We start from the raw sequence: 18,195 nt of genomic DNA, 5'->3' as shown, positions 1-18,195 counted from the left end.
CACTCCTTACATGCGAATATTCATTATTCTCATCATGAACCAATAGCAGACACTAAGAAGTGCCAGCGACACAGTGAGTATGATATAACCAATCCCGCTATAAAGGGGGGCCATGTAATCAGGTGCTGCAAAGCTGAGAAAAGCAAGAAAAACGAATGGAACAACCATCATAATTCGTGATTCATACCGCTTCTGGGCAATCATCACGGCAATTTCCTGCTGTACATCCAGTTTCTCTCCTATTGTCTGGGATGTCCGGCGGATCACCTCGACCAGATCGCCCCCTGTCCGTTTGCAGGTGACGAACACATCTACAAATTGTGTGATATCATCAATCTCCGCCCGACTGCTAAAGTCCGTCAGCGCCTGCTCTAGCGGTTCGCCATACGCCAATCGCGATCGAATAATCTCAAATTCGGCAATCACCTCCGTCTTGGGATCAGGATATAGCAGTCTCAAATCATCTAATGCTGTCATAAACGCATTCTCAACCGAGCGGCCCGCAGCCAGAGAAGATGTAATGGAATACAGCCCCTCCTTGAACTGCAGCGTCAATCTCATTCGCCGTCTTGCAAGCAATGAATTGCGATGGAGACGGGGGGCAAAAATTCCTGCTGTCGCAAGTATCAGTGCCGCAGCAATGGAACGATAGAACAGATAGGTCGTTATGAATACGATTCCGAAACCAATCAAGGCAGCGATGACAAATTGCTTCTTGCCTAGCTCGCAGCTCGTATAACTAGGAAGCGAGCCGCCCCTATGCCCTTCCCTTCTCTCCCTCCTAACCGTCCAGGCAAGCCAATTCAACCATCCTTCCCGTTGTTTATTCGTTCCCTTCTCTCTCATATCGCCTCCTCCCCCGTACTATGGACTCCCGCCATCTGCAGCTTCCATATCCGCTGCAGCCTCTGCCCTGTCGGCTTCAAGCTGCCAATGACCCGCCCAGCGCTCTCCCCCTCTTCTTCGAATCGGTACAACGTTTGAAGGCTGACCTCCCCGTCCTCCACGCCTGTAATCTCGCAAATTTCAGTAATACGCCTGGAGCGGTCACGCAAGCGGGATAGATGCACGATAAGATCGATTGCCGATCCGATTTGATGCCTGATAACGGAAATTGGCAGCTCCGCTCCGCTAAGAACCATCATCTCGAGCCTTGCCATCATGTCGCGTGCACTGTTGCTGTGACCGCTGGATAAACTTCCATCATGCCCTGTATTCATCGCTTGCAGCATGTCTATCGCCTCTCCGCCGCGCACCTCACCAACAATAATTCGGCTGGGGCGCATCCTGAGCGAGGCGCGAATAAGCTCCCGTATCGTGATTTCTCCCTTGCCTTCGGTGTTAGCATTTCGTGTCTCCAATGAAACCAGATTGGGTACATTCCGAATCTGCAGCTCGGCAGAATCCTCAATCGTCACAATTCGTTCATCCGCCGGAATAAATTGTGCCAAAGCATTCAGCAGAGTCGTCTTCCCCGATCCTGTACCGCCGCTAATAAAAATATTGAATTTAGCTGCGACTAGCTGTCTCAGCCATTGAGCCGCTTCTTCTGTGATCGCTCCAAGCTCTACCAGATCCTTCATATGCATCGGCTCCTCAGGAAACTTGCGGATAGTCATTGTCGGGCCTTTGAGCGCAATTGGCGGCAGTACGACATGTACCCTTGAGCCATCCCTCAATCTGGCATCTACAATCGGAGAGGACTCATTGACGACACGATTCACTCCTGCAACCACTGTCTGGATTAAATCCTCCAATCGCGCACGGCTTTCGAATGAAAGGGGAGATCGGCTCATCTGACCAGCCCTCTCAATGAAGAGCTCCTCATGGCTGTTGATCATTATTTCTGTCACTGTCGGATCATCCATCAAAGGCTGCAATAAATCCAGGCCGCGAAAAGAATGAAAGAGCCTCCTTACAAGCTGCAGCTTCTCTCCAGCCGTCAAGGGATGATCTTGGCACCAGATAAAAACAGTTCTCTCAATCCGTTCTATAAATTGCTCATCCGACATTGCACTGTCCAGATCAAGCTCTTCACGAATTCTGGCTTTGAGCCGCAGTACGATTTCCTCCGCCATCCTCCCTGCCCCTCTCCATAATTGCCAATCGATCCAGCAAAGCTGCGACTGCACCGCGATACGCGGGTGGTACCGCTCGTTCATAAGACATACTGTCCTCCTGCCATTCCTGCACGCTGGGAATAACGGCATCCAATCTGACAGGCAATGCTTCCGCGCCCAAGGCAGAACGTGTCCCAGACCTTTCTACAAATCGGATTCGGCGCTTTATTTCCTTGAATGCTGTCCCCCACTTTTGCTCACAATAACCTAGAGCCAGTTCTGTTTTCCGCTGTATAACGGCATCCCTGGCCACCATCCAAACCAAGTGGGTGCAGTGCTGGAATACAGCTTGATGAAGCGGATCCATCCTGCTGTCCAGATCAACAATGACAACATCATACTTCCCTGAATCAGCGATGGTGGAGAGCAGCAGCCTTCCTTGCTCCCCGCTGAGAGACAACCGTTCATCAGCATTGGAGCATGGTGCAAAATAATCAAACTTCATCGCAGCATGGCGCTTGCGAAGCTCCGTTAATCGATGGGCAGCTTTATCCGGTTGAGCTTGAAGTGTATAGAGCATTTGCGCCAAATCCTCCCTCCCTTCGTCGCCAAGCCAGAGGGTAGTCGCATTCCACTGCTCCAGATTCAAATAAAAAACACGGGCGCCTCGAACACCTGCCTGATGCGAAATTTGCCGAGCAAGCATTGTCTTGCCTATACCTCCGGTGGCGGAGTAGACTGCAATGACAATCGCACTCAAGGAGGAACCAGAACCTCCACCCTTCTGCTCGCCGTAAAAGTCATGCACAGCAGTAAGCTCATTCATCAATTGTGGAATGGATTGATATTGAAGCACTTCTCTATATCTCGGACACTGTCCATGGCGAGCGACCAACGCAGCTACAGAAGTTCCTGCAATATCGCCCTCCAGTTCAACGAGCAAAGACGGCTGTGCTGCAATAAGATCAATGCTGTAACCAGCCCGCACATAATGGCGAAGTGCTGCCGGATTTGTAAAAGCGGTAAGCTGCCAGCTTTCTCCGTAAGAGGAATGCTGAATATAAGATACGATCCGTTCAACATACTCCGTCTCCCTTGCGGCCAATACTAAATGCTGTTTGCTCATGGCACCTGCTCCTTCCAGTTCGCAAATAAAAAACACAAAAAAAGCACCATAAATGTGCAGTCAAGACTGCCTCATTCACGGTGCTTCCGTAATTGCTCGATTTGATTTGACCATAATTTACCACAATCAACCGGAAATAGTCAACCCATAAAATTTTAAAATCAAATCAATCTACCCAAAAATTATGATCCGTACGCTTTGAAATAATTGATTGCAATCTAATCCGTTATAAACTATACTTTAGTAAGTAATGCTACTTAAACAAGTAACTGAGCATAAAAATATCCGTTTTGAAAGGGAGAGAATGTAATGAGCCAAACAAATACCGTGTTATCCACAGAAGAGGTTATTCGTGCCCGCCACTCCGTTCGTCAATACAAACGCAACGTTACAATTCCGGATCAAACGCTTAACGAGATTCTGGAATTGGCAGCAGCAGCGCCATCCTCATGGAATCTGCAGCAATGGCGTTTTCTCGTCATTCGTGAACAAGAGCAGAAGGATCGCGTTAAAGCGATTGCCTATGGTCAACAGCAAGTATCGGATGCTTCCGTCGTTGTCGTTATCCTTGGTGATCTAGAAGCGCAAATAACAGCTAAAGAAATTTATGGCGAGAAGCTTGCTGCCGGACAAATTACGCAAGAAATCCATGACAACATGGTTAATCAGGTAAGCGGAGCTTATCAGATTGCTCAAGTAGCGCGTGATGAAGCGAATAAGAATGCTGGTCTGGCTGCCATGCAGTTGATGCTTGCTGCCAAAGCAAAAGGCTATGACACTGTGGCTATGGGCGGCTTTGATGCTGCGCAGCTAATTCAAGCGTTGAACATTCCGTCACGATTCATTCCTGTTATGCTAATACCGATAGGCGAGGCTGCTGTACCTGCGCGCGCCACTGACCGTCTGTCGCTTGACAAGCTTGTCATTAACGAATCGTTCTAAGCAACATTAGCAGAAACTAGACAACCCTCTCTCCAACCTCCTTTTTCAGGAGCCTTGGAGAGAGGGCTTTTTCAATTTTCGCGTCCATTTTAATCAATGTGCCGTAGTAATCGAAGCCCCGTCACTCGCTGCGCGGAATAATAATCCCGGCGGCTGCGCACCGTCAAAGAACAATCCGATTTCCCTCTGCGCACTCTCAAGAGAATCAGAGCCATGCACGATATTGCTGGAGATATCCAGCGCAAAGTCAGCTCTAATCGTGCCGGGCGATGCCTCAGCCGGATTGGTCGAGCCTATGAGACCGCGCGCGTTAGCTATTGCATTCGGCCCCTCCCATACCATCGCGCATACCTGCCCTGATGTCAGAAAATCGACCAGTTCACCGAAGAATGGCTTCTCCCGATGTTCCCCATAGTGACGCTCTGCAAGAGTGCGGTCAATTGACATCAGCTTCATCGCTATGAGGAGGAACCCTTTTTGCTCGAACCTGGTAACAATGGAGCCGATAAGGCCACGCTTCACCCCATCCGGCTTCACCATAACAAATGTCCGTTCCATGCTGTATTCTCCCTTCGGATGACTGGCGTTTAGAGACAAACAGCGCAGTCACAAGGCTGCGCCATTCATTTCTTATTAACTTTCCATAATTCGCCACAATTATTCATCCTACTGAGATCATCCGCACAAAGCAAAATCAAACGGTTCTATTCGGTAAGTTCAAGAAACGTATCCACATCCGCTTTCGTTAGTGCTACCGCCCCGCGCCAGAAATCCGGCTCATCCAGACGAACTCCCAAATGCTTGCTCGCCAGCTCCTCGACAGTCATTCGTCCGGTATCCCGCAGCAGCGCCACATAACGCTCCGCGAACGATGCGCCTTCCTGCTGGGCCACCGCATAGATCCCGCTGCTGAACAAATAACCAAAGGTATAAGGGAAATTGTAGAAAGGCACATCCGTTAAATAAAAATGCAGCTTGGATGCCCAGAAATGCGGATGCAGCTCATCAACCATGCCACAGAACGCTTCCTGCTGCGCCTCTTCCATCAGCTTGGACAATTCTTCATGGCTCACTACACCTTGGCGCCGCTGATCATAGAACCGGGTTTCAAACAAGAACCGGGCATGAATGTTCATAAAGAACGCCGTTGACCGCTGGATTTTATCTTCCAGCAGCGCCAGCCTTTCATTGTCATCCACAGCAGCTTGAAGCGCAGAATCGGCGACAATGAGCTCCGCGAAGGTTGAAGCCGTCTCCGCAACATTCATTGCATACTCCTGGGCAAGCGGAGGCAAATCATTCATCACATGCTGGTGGTAGGCATGCCCCAACTCATGCGCAAGCGTGGAGATGTTGGAAGCCGTGCCCGAATAAGTCATGAAAATGCGTGTTTGACCGCTCTTGGGAAACGCCGTGCAGAACCCTCCCGGACGTTTGCCCCCCCGATCTTCCGCTTCGATCCAGCCTTCACGGAATGCGACCTCCGAGAAGTCTGACAGATCCGGACTGAAGACACGGAACCGGTCAAGTATGAAGGCTGCGGCTTCATCATAAGGCACTGTCCGGCTCGCAGAACCGATTGGCGCCTCAACGTCATGCCAGTCCAGCTTGGGGACACCCAGCAGCTTTGCTTTCCGCTCCATGTACCGAACGAGATCCGATTTCCCTTCGTTCACCGCTGACCACATCGCGTGCAGCGTCGCTTCGCTCATCCGGTTCATGGCAAGCGGCTCCTTCAGCACAAAGGACCATCCCCGCCGATCATAGAGCTTCAGACGAAAGCCGGCCAGCCTGTTCAACGCTTCTCCGCAAAGCTCGGCCTGCTCGCCCCATTCGCGCTCCCACTCCTGGAAGGATGCCTCCCGTATGCTTCGATCACTACTCGAGAGACGATTGTGCATTTGTCCCGCAGAGAGCACCTTCCTGGAACCATCCGGCTCCACGGCTTCGAATCGCGCCCGCGAAACAATGGTATTGTACAAATCGCCCCAGCCGTGATAACCGTCCACAGCCAGCTCGCTGGCGAGCGCTTCTTGAGCAGGCGCCAGCTTTTCCTTTGCCCCGTCCCGTCGTTCGTTCAGTGTGAATGCTACAGGAGCAATCTCATCCCGCTTAAGCCAATCCCGCCAGACTTCATCCTCTGTCAGCAGCAGCTGCTCATCGTAGCTTGTGAGCACACCATTAAACTTTGCTGACAGTGTCTTTACCTTATCGTTTAATCCAAGCGCGGCGGTATCCTTGACCTGCTGCGCAAGCAGACAGGAAACGAACGATTCCGACTGCCGCAGACGCAGCAGGACCGATTGAACAATATTCGTCCACTCCGACAGCTTGCCGCCCCTATCTGTTCCACCCGCTTCGCTCGCTGCCGCTTCTCCCAGATCAGCAGACAGACTCTCGATGTCAGCCTCCATCGTCTGAAGCTCATTCCTGAATGCTGGCGAGCCTGAGCCCCCTTCATAGAAAACATCCAAATCCCATTTCATCGGATACGATTGACCCATCCTGATCCTCCTGACTTTCGAATGCCGGAATAATAACCCGCTCATGCTATTATCGTTGCTCGTTGCGATTTTCCCATCGACGGTGTATAACTTAATTATATCGAAAGGATCGTCCTAATTGCCAATTTTGCCTTCACTATAATCAGGCGCATGATGCGCTCCCCTATAAGGAGATGATTTATGATGTCCAAACCGTTGCAAATTTCAGCGGAAACGGCGCTCAAGCTATCCAAAGAAATGAATGTGCCGCTGGAGCACTTGATGCATATGCCCAAACATATTTTACTGCAAAAGCTGGCCGAGCTCGCAAAAACAGCCACAGCAGCGCCAGATTCTGAAACAAATCAAGGCGCCTCCCCGGACAAAGGAGCGTCTCCATCGTGATCCCATTTGAACGCGCCTGGCCTTACGATATTATTATGAAGGATATCTATGTCCAGTCCTGCCCTTTCTGCGGACAGGACAACGTCCTGCTGCCGCTTCGCCCGAAGGAGCTGCCAGATATTAAAAGCGGCAAGAAGCGTCTCCTCGTATTTCCCTGCTGCCATAATCGGGTAACGGTTCTCGATGCCGATCAGGACTACCTTCTTACAGATACCAAGCTCCGTCAAGCCTAACGGTTAACATGCAAAAAAGCCGACCGGCGATCTCCTCGGGCCCGGTCGGCTTCTTCACTTCCACTATGCATTAATCGTTGCCTGCTCATCGCCAGCAATTGTCCCGTTGCTCTCCTGCTGCTCTAGGCGAAGCAGCTGCCATTGCTCACGGCAAGCGCGTATCATCGACGCATCTACAATCTTCTTGTCATTGACGACCCGCGAGAACCATCTCACTGCCTCATGCGGCTCGCCTAGACGGCGATGCAGCTCTCCAATAAGAAACATCAGCTTCGCATTGTTAAGCGATACGCCTTCCGTCTCATAAACCCGGATATACGATTCCAGCGCAAATCGGAGAAAACGATTCTCCTGCTCCTGCTGCCCCTTATACCGATACAACCAAGCGATATGATGCAGAATGCCGGATATGATCCGATCCTTGCCGCCCACCACCTGCATACAGAGCAGTACAAGCTTATAGCATTCCAGCGCCTGCTCCAGCGTCCGCTTGCCGCCATAATCCCGCATCGTCCAGTGCACGCCCACACGATCATAATACTGCTGCTTCTGGCGCTCGTTCAGCTCATCATTGCCATTCTCTGTCGTGGCAAAGCCGCATTTCGGACATACTCGCACAACATAATAATCCGGATTAATCTCGTTCTTGTAATAAGAGCAGAAATCGCTATCCCGAGACGAAGCTTTCTTGAAGCTAGGTCTTACCCGTGAAGTCTGGAACGGACTCTCGCAGCAAATGCATGTAATGGATGTCGAGTACAGCGGCTCCATAGTTCACATCTCCCGTTCATTGGTATTTACAAAATGATGCGCAGGCCCGGATAATCGCTCCAGCACAATAGCCTTGAGATCCTCAGGCATGCCGATCTCCGTCAACGCTTCCCGCATACAACCGAGCCACGCCTCTGCCCGCTCTGGCGTAATCGGAAACGGCATATGCCGCGCCCGCATCATAGGATGCCCGTACGCATCCGAGTAGAGCGAAGGTCCTCCGAAGAACTGCGTCAGAAACATGTGCTGTTTGTCCATAACGGGCATAATATCTTCAGGAAACAGCGGTCCAATTAGAGGGTTGCGCTGCACCTCAGGATAGAATGCCTCCACAATACGCCTTATCCCCGCATCTTCTCCAACAGCTTCATAAATGGTTCTATACTTATTCATCGTCAATTCCAACTCCAATATGTAGGTCTTTTGAATTATAACACAAAACAATATCATTAATAATAAAGTCTCATGCAGAGACAAAAAAAATGCCCTTGATAGGGCATTAGGTCATGGAATAGTACGAATAAACAACTCATTATCAGCTTTCATAATCCTCTTCACCCGGAGCCATCAATGACTCCCGGATAACGTAGACAAAGGCGCAAACGAGGATGCCGGCAATTATACTCATAAGTCATCACCCCAAGCGTTCGATGTATTGCTATTGTACCACAGTTATGTCGAAAAAAATACAATGTTTTGCAAGCGTTTTCGAAATTATTTTTCTAGTCAATTTCCAACTCTCTGTGATGTTTGTCCCGCCCTTCACATATACAATATTAACCGATTATTTTATCTGGCAGGGGGATTTTCCGATCGTGCATATCATTCGTTTTCTATTCCGCCCAGCGGTCATACCCGCATGGACCGCTATGCTAATTGTCCTATTGCTCACGATATTCCCCACTGCTGCACTTGAAGCATCCATACGCGGTCTATCCATATGGTGGCAGGTGCTGTTCCCCGCATTATTCCCGTTCTTCGTCATATCGGAGCTGCTGCTTGGCTTCGGCATCGTCCACTTCATCGGGCAAATGCTTGATCCACTAATGCGGCCGCTGTTCCGTCTTCCGGGAATCGGCGGCTTCGTCGTAACGATGGGCTTCGTCTCAGGCTATCCTGTAGGGGCCCGGTTAACCTCCCAAATATGGGAACAAAGACTCATTACAAGAGCAGAGGGTGAACGTCTGGTCGCCTTCACTACTTCTTCCGATCCAATCTTTCTAATCGGTGCTGTTGCAGTCGGTTTCTTCCACAACGCCGCCCTGGCTCCCGTACTTGCTGCCGCTCATTACGGCGGCGCTTTAATCATCGGGCTTATGATGAGATTCCATGATCGCCACTCGCCCGGCTCCACGGCTTCCTCGTCAGCTCGCTGCGCCCATCAGGCTCCCCTTGATGGTCGGAGCGGCTCTCGCTTCATCGAGGCTGTCAAAGCGATGCACCGTGCGCGGATGCTCGACGGCAGGCCACTCGGCACCTTGCTGCAGGATGCCATTCAAGCCTCCCTTCGCCTCATGATCGTAGTTGGCGGACTCGTAGTCTTCTTCTCAGTCCTGATGGAAATGCTTACCCAAGCCGGAACAATTGCCGCTTTATCGAACGGAATTCAATACTTGATGGCAATGGGCGGTCTTCCTCCATCATTATCCGATGCTGTCGTAAACGGACTGTTCGAGGTAACGCTCGGCGCGAGGGAGTCAGGAACAGCCCTCCACAGCGGTCTTATACATCAGAGTGCGATTGCAGCAGCCATTCTCTCCTGGGGAGGGTTATCTGTGCATGCCCAGATCGCAAGCCTGCTCAGCCGAACCGATTTAAGATACCGGCCATTTCTAATTGCCCGTTTCGTCCACAGCTGCATCGCCTTTGCTCTTGTCTACCTGCTTTGGGGATTGCTTGGGCCTGTAGGATAACATTGTATTCGGGGACGTTTTCCGATAGAATCGAAGTATCATCGGTTCGGAAGGAGCTTGTTTCATTGAACTACGTCATAGTGGACAGAGGCGATCAACTGTCTAAGGAGCTGGCCGACCGGTTCCATATTCTGGCGGCGGCTAACGGGCTGAAGCGCAATGATGATACACCGGAGATGGTGATATCGATCGGCGGGGATGGAACGCTGCTGCAAGCCTTCCATTCGCATATCGACCGGATCGCAGATGTTGCGTTTATTGGTGTACATACCGGTCATCTTGGCTTTTTTGCCGACTGGAAGGCTGATGAGCTGGAACAGCTGGTTAACATGATGGCCAATGACGAGCCTCGCATTGTTCGTTATCCGCTTGCGCAGATCGAATTGGTTACAGATGAAGGAACTTCCTCTCACGTTGCTTTGAATGAATTTACGATCAAGGGCGTTGATGGCACACTCGTCGCGCAGATTGATATTAATGATGAGCTGTTCGAGATGTTTCGCGGCGACGGGATCGTCGTCTCGACTCCATCCGGAAGTACGGCATACAATAAGAGCTTAGGCGGGGCTGTTATACATCCGTCCATCGAGTCCCTCCAATTAGCGGAGATCGCTTCGATTAATAATCGCGTGTACCGGACACTCGGTTCATCTGTGCTGCTTCCGCAGCATCATCATTGCGACATTATTTCACGCAAAGATCAGCGCATGCAGCTTGCCTTTGACCATCTCAATATGACCAGGGACGACATTCATTCCATCCGGTGCAGTGTAGCAGACCGCAAAGTAAGCTTTGCCCGCTACAGGCCGTTTCCATTCTGGACTCGGGTACGGGAAGCCTTTCTTGGATATGATGTGAAGTAACAAGCAGCTCATGGCAAAAGGAACCTCCAGACCCACTGACGGTGGATTTGGAGGTTCCTTTTGTACATCGTATATGGGTCCAGTTACTCTTTATTCTCCTTAGGGCTCGGCGTCTCAGCAGCGGCGGCAACAGGCGCTTTGGGCGCAGTGTATGGACGCCTATTAGCACGTTCCCGGTCGCCATTCCCACGGCGCGGCCGCTCCCCATTGCTGCCTCCGCCAGAGCTCTGCTGATTATTCCGATTCGCATCTCTGTCCCGTTCCTTATCCTTATTGAAAGGCTTGCGGCTTTCTTTGGGCTGATGCTCCTTGTCGTTATCCTTGTCCTTGTCCTTGTCCTTGTCTTTGTCCCTGTCCTTATTGCGATGATGACGCTCACGGCGCGGATCGCGTTGATGGCGGGGGAGAACCCTTGCCGGCCGATCCTGCTGCTCATCCTCGGAGAGGCCCGTTAGCGAAGCAGCAGCCGCTTCTCCCTGTTCGGTACCTCCAGTCATGCTGGAATCGTCATCATCACGGCCCGCATCGCCTTCATCGCCCTGCCGTTTCATATCCGGATGCTTCTGAAGCACAAAGTAAGCACAGCCGAAGTTGCAATACTCATTAATATAATCAACGATTGAAGAAAAGGTGCTGTCGCGCGTGGCCTTGGGATGGTTATCACGAAAAAATCCCTTTAGCCGCAGCTGGCTGTAGCCCCAGTCCCCGATAACAAAATCATAACGTTCCAGCACATCACTGTATCGTTCGCGGAACGACTCCGGATTCCACGCATTCTTATGCTCGTATATTAATTCATAGGTTCTGCCGCTAATATGGATCAAAGCTGCTCCCCACTCCTTCTCACAAGGTTGCCGTCTTCGCCTCCGAAGCGGACTTCACTTGCTCGTGCGCATGGTAAGAGCTGCGAACAAGCGGTGCGGATTCCACATGGCTGAACCCGCGCTTTAGGCCCTCTTCTTTCAGCTTCGCGAACTCATCCGGATGAACATAGCGCTCAACAGCGAGATGGCTCGGCGACGGTTGCAAATATTGGCCTAACGTCAGAATATTGCAGTCTACTGCCCGCAGATCATCCATTGCCTGCAATATTTCATCCCATTCTTCACCGACACCGAGCATAATGCTTGATTTGGTCGGTATGTTCGGCTGCATCTCCTTCGCGCGCTTCAACAATTCCAGCGAGCGCGGGTATTTCGCTTTGGCCCGGACGCGATCCGACAGCCTCTCCACCGTCTCAATATTATGGTTCAATATATCCGGCTTTACATTCATGACAGTCTGCAGCGCATCCCAATTGCCCAGGAAGTCCGGAATAAGCACTTCCACGCTGCAGAAGGGCAGCTTCTTGCGGATTGCCTTGACCGTCTCTGCAAAAATCATTGCCCCGCCATCGGCCAGATCATCGCGAGCAACAGATGTAACTACGCAATGCTTCAGACCCATCTGCTCCGCCGCCTCCGCTACCCGCTCCGGTTCCTGCAGGTCAAGCTCTGTCGGCATTCCTGTATTCACGGCACAGAATCTGCAAGCCCTTGTACAAATATCGCCTAATATCATAAAGGTCGCTGTGCGATTGGCCCAGCATTCATAGATGTTCGGACATCGCGCCTCTTCACACACCGTATGCAGCGTCTTTGAACGCATCATATCTTTCAGTTCGGCATAATTGCCGCCTGTCGCTAACTTTATTCTAAGCCAGTCCGGCTTACGTTCCGGAAGTTTCTTCGTCTTCATGAGCCATACCTGCTTTCTGTAGTCTCCTGCGTCTTATTATAGCACGTTTCACATAAAAACCAATGATTTGCTAATGATAACAGGTATCCGAATAACCGTGGAGGTGGATGAGCTGAAACGCATTTGTTCCCGTCGAACTGTAATCATTAGTTGTCTGCTCGGCATGGCATTTGGAGCGGCTGGAGACATTCACTTCGCTGCCGCCGCTGAAGAGCAAAGCGCCTTGCAGCAGAGCCTCGCTCCGAAAGCGAGGCAAGCTGTCCCCCCTGTCAATCCGTCAGCCAAGCGGATGGAGCTGTATGAACAAATGAGCGCCTTCACAGGCGTTCCCTGGTATCGGCTCGCGGCAGTTGATCAATATGAGCGCACCATCACGAAAGCGCGGCCCAAAACAAGAGAGCAGCTCGGCGAATGGATCAGCATTTTTGTTACAGAATCGAGTTGGGCCGGTGAGCTGAATCCAGACAGCCACGACGAGATCCCCGCATCCATCAGATGGTTTAGCGGAGTGGGCAAGGATGGGAACGGCGACGGTGTAGCAAGCCGCAAAAACGATATTGACCTTCTCTACGCCATTGCGGGACACTTGATGAGATATGGAACCGCTGAGGAGGATTACGCAATCGGCTTGTGGCACTATTACCATAATACCAGAGCCGTGCAGCGAATCCGGCAGTTCTCCAATATCTATGCCACCTTCGGCAAGCTTGATTTGTTCGGCCATGCTTTTCCCGTACCTGTCGGAACGAACTATTCCTACAGAGGAACCTGGGGGACGCGGCGCAGTTGGGGCGGTTATCGAATCCATGAGGGAACGGACATCTTCGCCAATCATGGTGTACCCGTTCGCAGCACCTGTTATGGGATCATCGAGATAAAAGGCTGGAACCCCTATGGCGGCTGGCGGCTCGGCATTCGTGATCTGAACAACATCTACCACTACTATGCCCATTTGTCCGGCTACGACAAATCATTGCAGGTCGGTTCGGTAGTGAAACCGGGTCAAGTTGTCGGATGGGTAGGCAGCTCCGGCTACGGGAAGCCGGGGACACAGGGGAAATTCCCTCCTCATCTCCATTACGGCGTCTATCGTGACCGCGGGCTTATTGAATGGTCCTTCGATCCCTACCCGCTCCTCAAGCAATGGGAAAGCTCCGAACGCCGGCAGCTGCGTAAAGGGTGATTACAGCCGACAGCTCAATCACCATGTTTACTATGGTAAAAACCTGCAAAAAGCGGCAGTCGGTTCGCGCATCAACACGAGCCTGCTGCCGCTTCCCACAGATTGTCATTCATCAGGATTGTTCTCTTCCTCTTTTGTTTGCTCTCTTTCAAGAAGCGATTCATTGGGATTTACAGATTCATTATCATCTTGCATCGGAGAGTCGATGCTTCTGCCGGTTCCCATGGGCAGCGAAATGCTCGGAGCTCCCGGAGCCGAATCCCCGACTGGCTTGCCGTTATTGTCGTAGTAATACATCGGCACATCCCCGACAACGAGCAAATAAGAGATCGGGATTTCCGTATCGACCAGCTCTGGCTTCGTGTCAAAGGGAATAATAATGGATACCTCTGCAACGATCCGCATATACACTTCCACCAAAATCATGTTAATACCGGCATCCCTCTGCCTCGTATTCAAATCCACCTTAACCGCACCAAGCGGCTCGAATTTCACAGGAATACGCGGCCCATACGAGGCGATAAAAGCGCTGCCCATTGCTTGACCAATTGGAATATGCTCAGGAATATCGCCAATCCGGTCCAGCATCGATTGAACCGTTTCAATCGTCTGGGAGGTGATGCGCATATGCTCGGCATAATTCAGCATGAAGCCGGACACCTTCCCGCTTGAGCTCGTCTTCCAGTCAACCAGCTTGTCAAAATTCGATTGATGCGCCACCTGCTCGGATATCGCTTTATTAATTGCTTGGGTCGCCACCTGCTTGATCCGTATTTGGGCGACATGCATAAGCGGCCCCCGGAGATTTCTCTCAATATAGATAAAGGACTGCATCATAAACAAGAACATAATAAGCACAATAATGAGCAGAAACTTACGGCGGCTCAGCTTGCCCGTTCGACTCCGGCGGCGGCCGCCACGGCCGCGGCTGCTTCTCCATCCTCTGCGTCCCCACTTCGCCATCGCAGCGCCCCCTCCCGCACAAACTTGTCAGCTCTCCACTTTCAAGCTTATGCAGTTGTCCTGCAAAAAAGAATTTTGCAGTGAGGGCCGGGATGCTGCTAACAATATAAAAAAGGGGAAGAGAGCTGCCATCCCGCTCTCTTCCCTAGAAACACCTATGTATAATGCCGCTGCCGCATCGCCTCATACAGCAGCACAGTGCCGGCCATCGCTACATTAAGCGATTCCGAGCCGCCGCGCATCGGGATGATCACATGATCATCCACCAGTCGGAGCGATTCCGCCGACAATCCATTAGACTCATTGCCCAGCAGCATCCAGACCGGTCCACGCCAATCATAGCTATAGCAGGTTGACGTTGCCTGAAGACTTGTGCCAACGAGCCTTATGCCGTGGCTCTTCGCCTCTGGCAGGAGCGTGGACAGATCGCTCTCAATGATCGGCAGATGAAACAACGAGCCCATCGTTGACCGTACTGTTTTCGGATTATACAGATCCACGCAGCCTCTGCCCAAAATAACTGCATCCGCTCCCGCTGCATCCGCGCTGCGGATAATTGTTCCGACATTGCCGGGATCCCGCACACCGTCAAGGACGACAACAAACGAATTGCTCGCAAACAATGCGGACGCGTCCAAAGCAAACTTGGAGACGACGCCAAATACGGGCGGGGGCGTATCCGTCCCCGTACATTTGGCGATTACGGCATGGGTCGTCTCCACCAGCTCACAGCTGGCTTCCTGAAGCAAATCCTGCAGCTCATCAGGAATGCCGCGCTCCGAATCAAAGACAACCGTATCTACATGAGCGCCAGCTTGCAGAGCCTCCTGCAGGAGATGGACACCTTCAACGATAAACTTGCCGTTCCTGTCGCGATGCTTTTTGTCCAGCAGGCTTGCCATCATTTTGATCTTTTCATTCTGAAGTGAAGTAATGAAGCTTATATCCTTGCGCACCGTTCCATCAGCCTTCCGCGTAAGCTATTTCAAGATTGGTCAAATCATTGTTTTTCCCTACAATTACGAGCACATCTCCCTCGTGAATAATATCTTCCGCATAGGGGGAGATATTCATTTTGACACCTGTTTTGATAGCCATGACATTACATTTGAATTTCGCCCTTACATCAAGCTGCTTCAAGTTTTTACCTATGAATTGTGTCGGCGCCTTCATCTCAACAATGCTATAGTCATCAGACAGCTCAATATAATCAAGAATGTTGGGCGAGATCAGATGATGCGCTACCCGCAGCCCCATATCGCGTTCCGGGAATACGACCTTGTCAGCGCCAATTTTGCTCAGCACCTTGCCGTGAAGCTCATTTTGCGCTTTAACAATCAATCTTGGCACACCCAAATCCTTCAAGATCAAGGTCGTCAGAATGCTTGCCTGAATGTCTGCACCTATAGCTACAACAACCACATCAAAGTTGCGAATGCCGAGTGCACGAAGCGTTTCTTCATCCGTTGTATCAGCAGATACGGCATGGGTCACCGAACCGGCAATCTCTTGGATTTTCTGCTCGCTCGCATCGATGGCCAGCACCTCAAAGCCGAGTTTGGACAAAGCATCCGCTACACTCGAACCGAAACGACCCATTCCAATGACTGCAAACTGCTTCTTCGCCAAATTTCGCACTCTCCTCTTCAATATTCGCAGTCCTTATTATAACACAGTTGCAGGTTCCATCAGAAACACAGCCGCATCCAAGGATGAAACGGAGCCGGACAGGATATATTAAACGCGAAAACGAGTATGGAGGGATATCCGGTTGAACAATCTTGATTTGCGGCAGGCGATCATCCAGCGGGTACAGGATAAATCAGGTGAAGAATTGAAGGACGTCATCGAAGGCTCCATCGGCAATGACGAGCGGGCATTGCCTGGCCTCGGTGTATTATTCGAAATTATTTGGAAGCAGAGCAATGCTGCCAGCCAGAATCTGATGGTTGATACCTTGTATAATAACTTCCACACTGAAGAGACGGCAGCGCCAAGCCCAAGCTAGCAGTAAGAACTCGTTCTTGGATTAGCTTTCCCGTCCGATCGATAGTCATAACAAGTCCTTGAACTCATCCCCATTATGGATGGCTTCAAGGACTCTATTTTCCACTTATTGCAGCTCAGAAATGGCCACCCAGCGCCGTTCCTCAATCGAGCGATCGACTGCCTCCAGAACAGCCTGGCAAGCGACACCATCAACAAAGCTTGGCGATGGCTGCCTATCCTCCGCAATAGCCAGCATTAATTCATACACCTCATGCGTAAACGTATGCTCATAGCCAATCGAATGGCCAGGCGGCCACCACGCGCCGCTGTAGGCATGGGCAGAATCTGTAGCCAGCACCCGCCGGAAGCCCTGCACATCATGCGCATCATCAGTGAAATATACCTGCAGCTCATTAACCCGTTCAAAATCAAATTTCAAGCTCCCTCTGCTGCCATTAATCTCAAAGGAATTGGTACAGCGATGTCCCGCCGCGAACCGGGTCGCTTCAATGCTTCCCAGCGCGCCGCCCGCGAATCTTGCCAGAAATAAAGTCGCATCATCTACTGTGACCTGCCCCCTCGGAGCATTCTTGTCTCCCACAGTTTCTCCCCCCACCATCGAGCCCGGAAGCGGACGCTCCTTCACGAAGGTCTCGCTCATCCCGATCACCTCTTGGAACTCCCCAACCAGGAAGCGGGCCATATCAATGACATGTGCGCCAAGATCCCCGTGCGAGCCTGATCCCGCAATCTCCTTCTGCAGCCGCCATACGAGCGGAAATTCAGGGTCAACGATCCAATCCTGCAGAAATAATCCGCGATAATGGTAGATCTCTCCTATGCGTCCTTCCGCGATAAGCTTCTTCGCCAGCTGCACAGCAGGAGCGAACCGGTAGTTAAACCCGACCATATGCTTGACACCGGCTTTCTCGGCGGCACTTAGCATTTCAACCGAATCCGCCAGGTTCAGCGCGAGCGGCTTCTCACAGAAGATATGCTTGCCCGCAGCCGCAGCAGCTATCGCAATTTCTTTGTGTACATCACTAGGCGCACTAATGTCAATTAAATCTATATCATCACGGTCAACCAGCTTGCGCCAGTCCGTCTCCGCATACTCCCAGCCGAACTGCAGCCTCGCTTTCTCGACCGCCCGCTCATCGCGCCCGCATATCGCCTTCATCTCCGGCCGGATCACATTCGGAAAAAACATGGGCAGCGCACGGTAAGCATTGCTATGAGCCTTTCCCATAAACTTGTAGCCAATCATCCCTACTCGCACATCGTTCATGAATGAGTCCACCCTTCAGCATAACAGTTTTCGCAACATTCTTACTATCATTGTACACGCATACATCCTGTCACATGCTTCTTACACCGCCAATGTGGCATATTGTACATGACGTGCATATTCCCCAAGATGTATCTACCCTTAATTTCCACTCATCTATCGCTGCTACAAAATATTTCTTGTCGATTACAATGGCTTCATTTATACTTAGTTCGTTGAAAATGATCACTAAAATAAAG

19 protein-coding genes and 1 pseudogene are annotated in these 18,195 nt (G+C 51.1%); 7 read left to right on the top strand and 13 right to left on the bottom strand.

The window, feature by feature from the left end; genetic code table 11:
- Window positions 1-6 precede the first annotated feature (6 nt).
- The 3 genes from K0T92_RS17660 to K0T92_RS17650 are packed head-to-tail and all read right to left on the bottom strand — an operon-like array spanning window position 7 to window position 3,186.
- A complete protein-coding gene (locus K0T92_RS17660; RefSeq protein ID WP_219873794.1) occupies window positions 7-846 on the bottom strand; it encodes a type II secretion system F family protein in 840 nt (279 codons plus the stop codon).
- Entirely contained in the window at window positions 843-2,078 is a 1,236-nt protein-coding gene (locus K0T92_RS17655) for a TadA family conjugal transfer-associated ATPase (RefSeq protein ID WP_219873872.1), read from the bottom strand. Before K0T92_RS17655 ends, K0T92_RS17660 begins: the two co-directional genes overlap by 4 nt.
- The gene (locus K0T92_RS17650) at window positions 2,035-3,186 is read right to left on the bottom strand and encodes a P-loop NTPase family protein (protein WP_219873793.1); all 1,152 of its coding nucleotides are present in this window, start codon (window positions 3,184-3,186) and stop codon (window positions 2,035-2,037) included. The genes K0T92_RS17655 and K0T92_RS17650 overlap by 44 nt, the downstream gene beginning before the upstream one ends.
- Window positions 3,187-3,495: 309 nt before the next feature.
- Here K0T92_RS17650 and K0T92_RS17645 point away from each other — a divergent pair, with 309 nt between their 5' ends.
- Complete coding sequence (locus tag K0T92_RS17645) at window positions 3,496-4,128, top strand: nitroreductase family protein (RefSeq protein WP_219873792.1); 633 nt, start codon at window positions 3,496-3,498, stop codon at window positions 4,126-4,128.
- A gap of 93 nt (window positions 4,129-4,221) precedes the next feature.
- Here K0T92_RS17645 and ndk read toward each other — a convergent pair whose 3' ends face one another.
- On the bottom strand, window positions 4,222-4,686 hold the full coding sequence (gene ndk / locus K0T92_RS17640) for a nucleoside-diphosphate kinase (RefSeq protein WP_219873791.1): 465 nt from the start codon (window positions 4,684-4,686) through the stop codon (window positions 4,222-4,224).
- A gap of 146 nt (window positions 4,687-4,832) precedes the next feature.
- Window positions 4,833-6,632, bottom strand: coding sequence for a M3 family oligoendopeptidase (locus K0T92_RS17635; protein ID WP_219873790.1), 1,800 nt, complete (start codon window positions 6,630-6,632; stop codon window positions 4,833-4,835).
- A gap of 183 nt (window positions 6,633-6,815) precedes the next feature.
- Here K0T92_RS17635 and K0T92_RS17630 point away from each other — a divergent pair, with 183 nt between their 5' ends.
- Together K0T92_RS17630 and K0T92_RS17625 are read left to right on the top strand one after the other, a co-directional pair.
- Window positions 6,816-7,016 (top strand): YycC family protein, encoded by a 201-nt coding sequence (locus tag K0T92_RS17630; protein WP_219873871.1) that lies wholly within the window; start codon window positions 6,816-6,818, stop codon window positions 7,014-7,016.
- Complete coding sequence (locus K0T92_RS17625) at window positions 7,013-7,249, top strand: hypothetical protein (protein ID WP_219873789.1); 237 nt, start codon at window positions 7,013-7,015, stop codon at window positions 7,247-7,249. The genes K0T92_RS17630 and K0T92_RS17625 overlap by 4 nt, the downstream gene beginning before the upstream one ends.
- 63 nt (window positions 7,250-7,312) lie before the next feature.
- Here the strand turns inward: K0T92_RS17625 and K0T92_RS17620 are convergent, their stop codons facing one another.
- On the bottom strand, window positions 7,313-8,020 hold the full coding sequence (locus tag K0T92_RS17620; RefSeq protein ID WP_219873788.1) for a DUF2225 domain-containing protein: 708 nt from the start codon (window positions 8,018-8,020) through the stop codon (window positions 7,313-7,315).
- A 3-nt stretch (window positions 8,021-8,023) separates the two neighbouring features.
- Window positions 8,024-8,413, bottom strand: coding sequence for a globin domain-containing protein (locus K0T92_RS17615; protein WP_219873787.1), 390 nt, complete (start codon window positions 8,411-8,413; stop codon window positions 8,024-8,026).
- A 428-nt stretch (window positions 8,414-8,841) separates the two neighbouring features.
- On the opposite strand from K0T92_RS17615, the gene ylbJ reads away from it, so the two are divergent.
- Both ylbJ and K0T92_RS17605 read left to right on the top strand, forming a co-directional pair.
- A complete protein-coding gene (gene ylbJ, locus K0T92_RS17610; protein WP_425517663.1) occupies window positions 8,842-9,933 on the top strand; it encodes a sporulation integral membrane protein YlbJ in 1,092 nt (363 codons plus the stop codon).
- 65 nt (window positions 9,934-9,998) lie between these two features.
- The gene (locus tag K0T92_RS17605) at window positions 9,999-10,796 is read left to right on the top strand and encodes an NAD kinase (protein ID WP_219873786.1); all 798 of its coding nucleotides are present in this window, start codon (window positions 9,999-10,001) and stop codon (window positions 10,794-10,796) included.
- An 83-nt stretch (window positions 10,797-10,879) separates the two neighbouring features.
- Here the strand turns inward: K0T92_RS17605 and K0T92_RS17600 are convergent, their stop codons facing one another.
- Both K0T92_RS17600 and lipA read right to left on the bottom strand, forming a co-directional pair.
- Complete coding sequence (locus K0T92_RS17600) at window positions 10,880-11,620, bottom strand: YutD family protein (RefSeq protein ID WP_219873785.1); 741 nt, start codon at window positions 11,618-11,620, stop codon at window positions 10,880-10,882.
- Between the two features lie 19 nt (window positions 11,621-11,639).
- Window positions 11,640-12,545 (bottom strand): annotated as a pseudogene (gene lipA, locus K0T92_RS17595) (lipoyl synthase); the annotation flags it as partial.
- Between the two features lie 151 nt (window positions 12,546-12,696).
- Between lipA and K0T92_RS17590 the strand changes: the two are divergent.
- Window positions 12,697-13,716, top strand: a complete 1,020-nt coding sequence (locus K0T92_RS17590; protein ID WP_219873869.1) for a M23 family metallopeptidase — start codon at window positions 12,697-12,699, stop codon at window positions 13,714-13,716.
- 105 nt (window positions 13,717-13,821) lie between these two features.
- Here K0T92_RS17590 and yunB read toward each other — a convergent pair whose 3' ends face one another.
- The 3 genes from yunB to K0T92_RS17575 all read right to left on the bottom strand — a co-directional run bounded on the left by yunB (window position 13,822) and on the right by K0T92_RS17575 (window position 16,317).
- Entirely contained in the window at window positions 13,822-14,679 is an 858-nt protein-coding gene (yunB, locus tag K0T92_RS17585; protein WP_219873783.1) for a sporulation protein YunB, read from the bottom strand.
- A 155-nt stretch (window positions 14,680-14,834) separates the two neighbouring features.
- The gene (locus tag K0T92_RS17580) at window positions 14,835-15,635 is read right to left on the bottom strand and encodes a TrmH family RNA methyltransferase (protein ID WP_425517662.1); all 801 of its coding nucleotides are present in this window, start codon (window positions 15,633-15,635) and stop codon (window positions 14,835-14,837) included.
- A 7-nt stretch (window positions 15,636-15,642) separates the two neighbouring features.
- Window positions 15,643-16,317 (bottom strand): potassium channel family protein, encoded by a 675-nt coding sequence (locus K0T92_RS17575; protein WP_343223734.1) that lies wholly within the window; start codon window positions 16,315-16,317, stop codon window positions 15,643-15,645.
- A gap of 133 nt (window positions 16,318-16,450) precedes the next feature.
- Here K0T92_RS17575 and sspI point away from each other — a divergent pair, with 133 nt between their 5' ends.
- Window positions 16,451-16,687, top strand: coding sequence for a small acid-soluble spore protein SspI (gene sspI, locus K0T92_RS17570; protein ID WP_219873781.1), 237 nt, complete (start codon window positions 16,451-16,453; stop codon window positions 16,685-16,687).
- Between the two features lie 105 nt (window positions 16,688-16,792).
- On the opposite strand, the gene K0T92_RS17565 is transcribed toward sspI, so the two are convergent.
- Window positions 16,793-17,956 carry a Gfo/Idh/MocA family protein gene (locus K0T92_RS17565; protein WP_219873780.1) on the bottom strand — a complete coding sequence of 388 codons (1,164 nt, stop codon included), beginning with the start codon at window positions 17,954-17,956 and terminating at the stop codon, window positions 16,793-16,795.
- Between the last annotated feature and the right edge of the window lie 239 nt (window positions 17,957-18,195).

Origin of the sequence: Paenibacillus oenotherae (assembly GCF_019443105.1) — a bacterium.
GTDB lineage: Bacteria > Bacillota > Bacilli > Paenibacillales > Paenibacillaceae > Paenibacillus_Z > Paenibacillus_Z oenotherae.
This window is presented reverse-complemented; position numbering and strand designations above follow the sequence as displayed.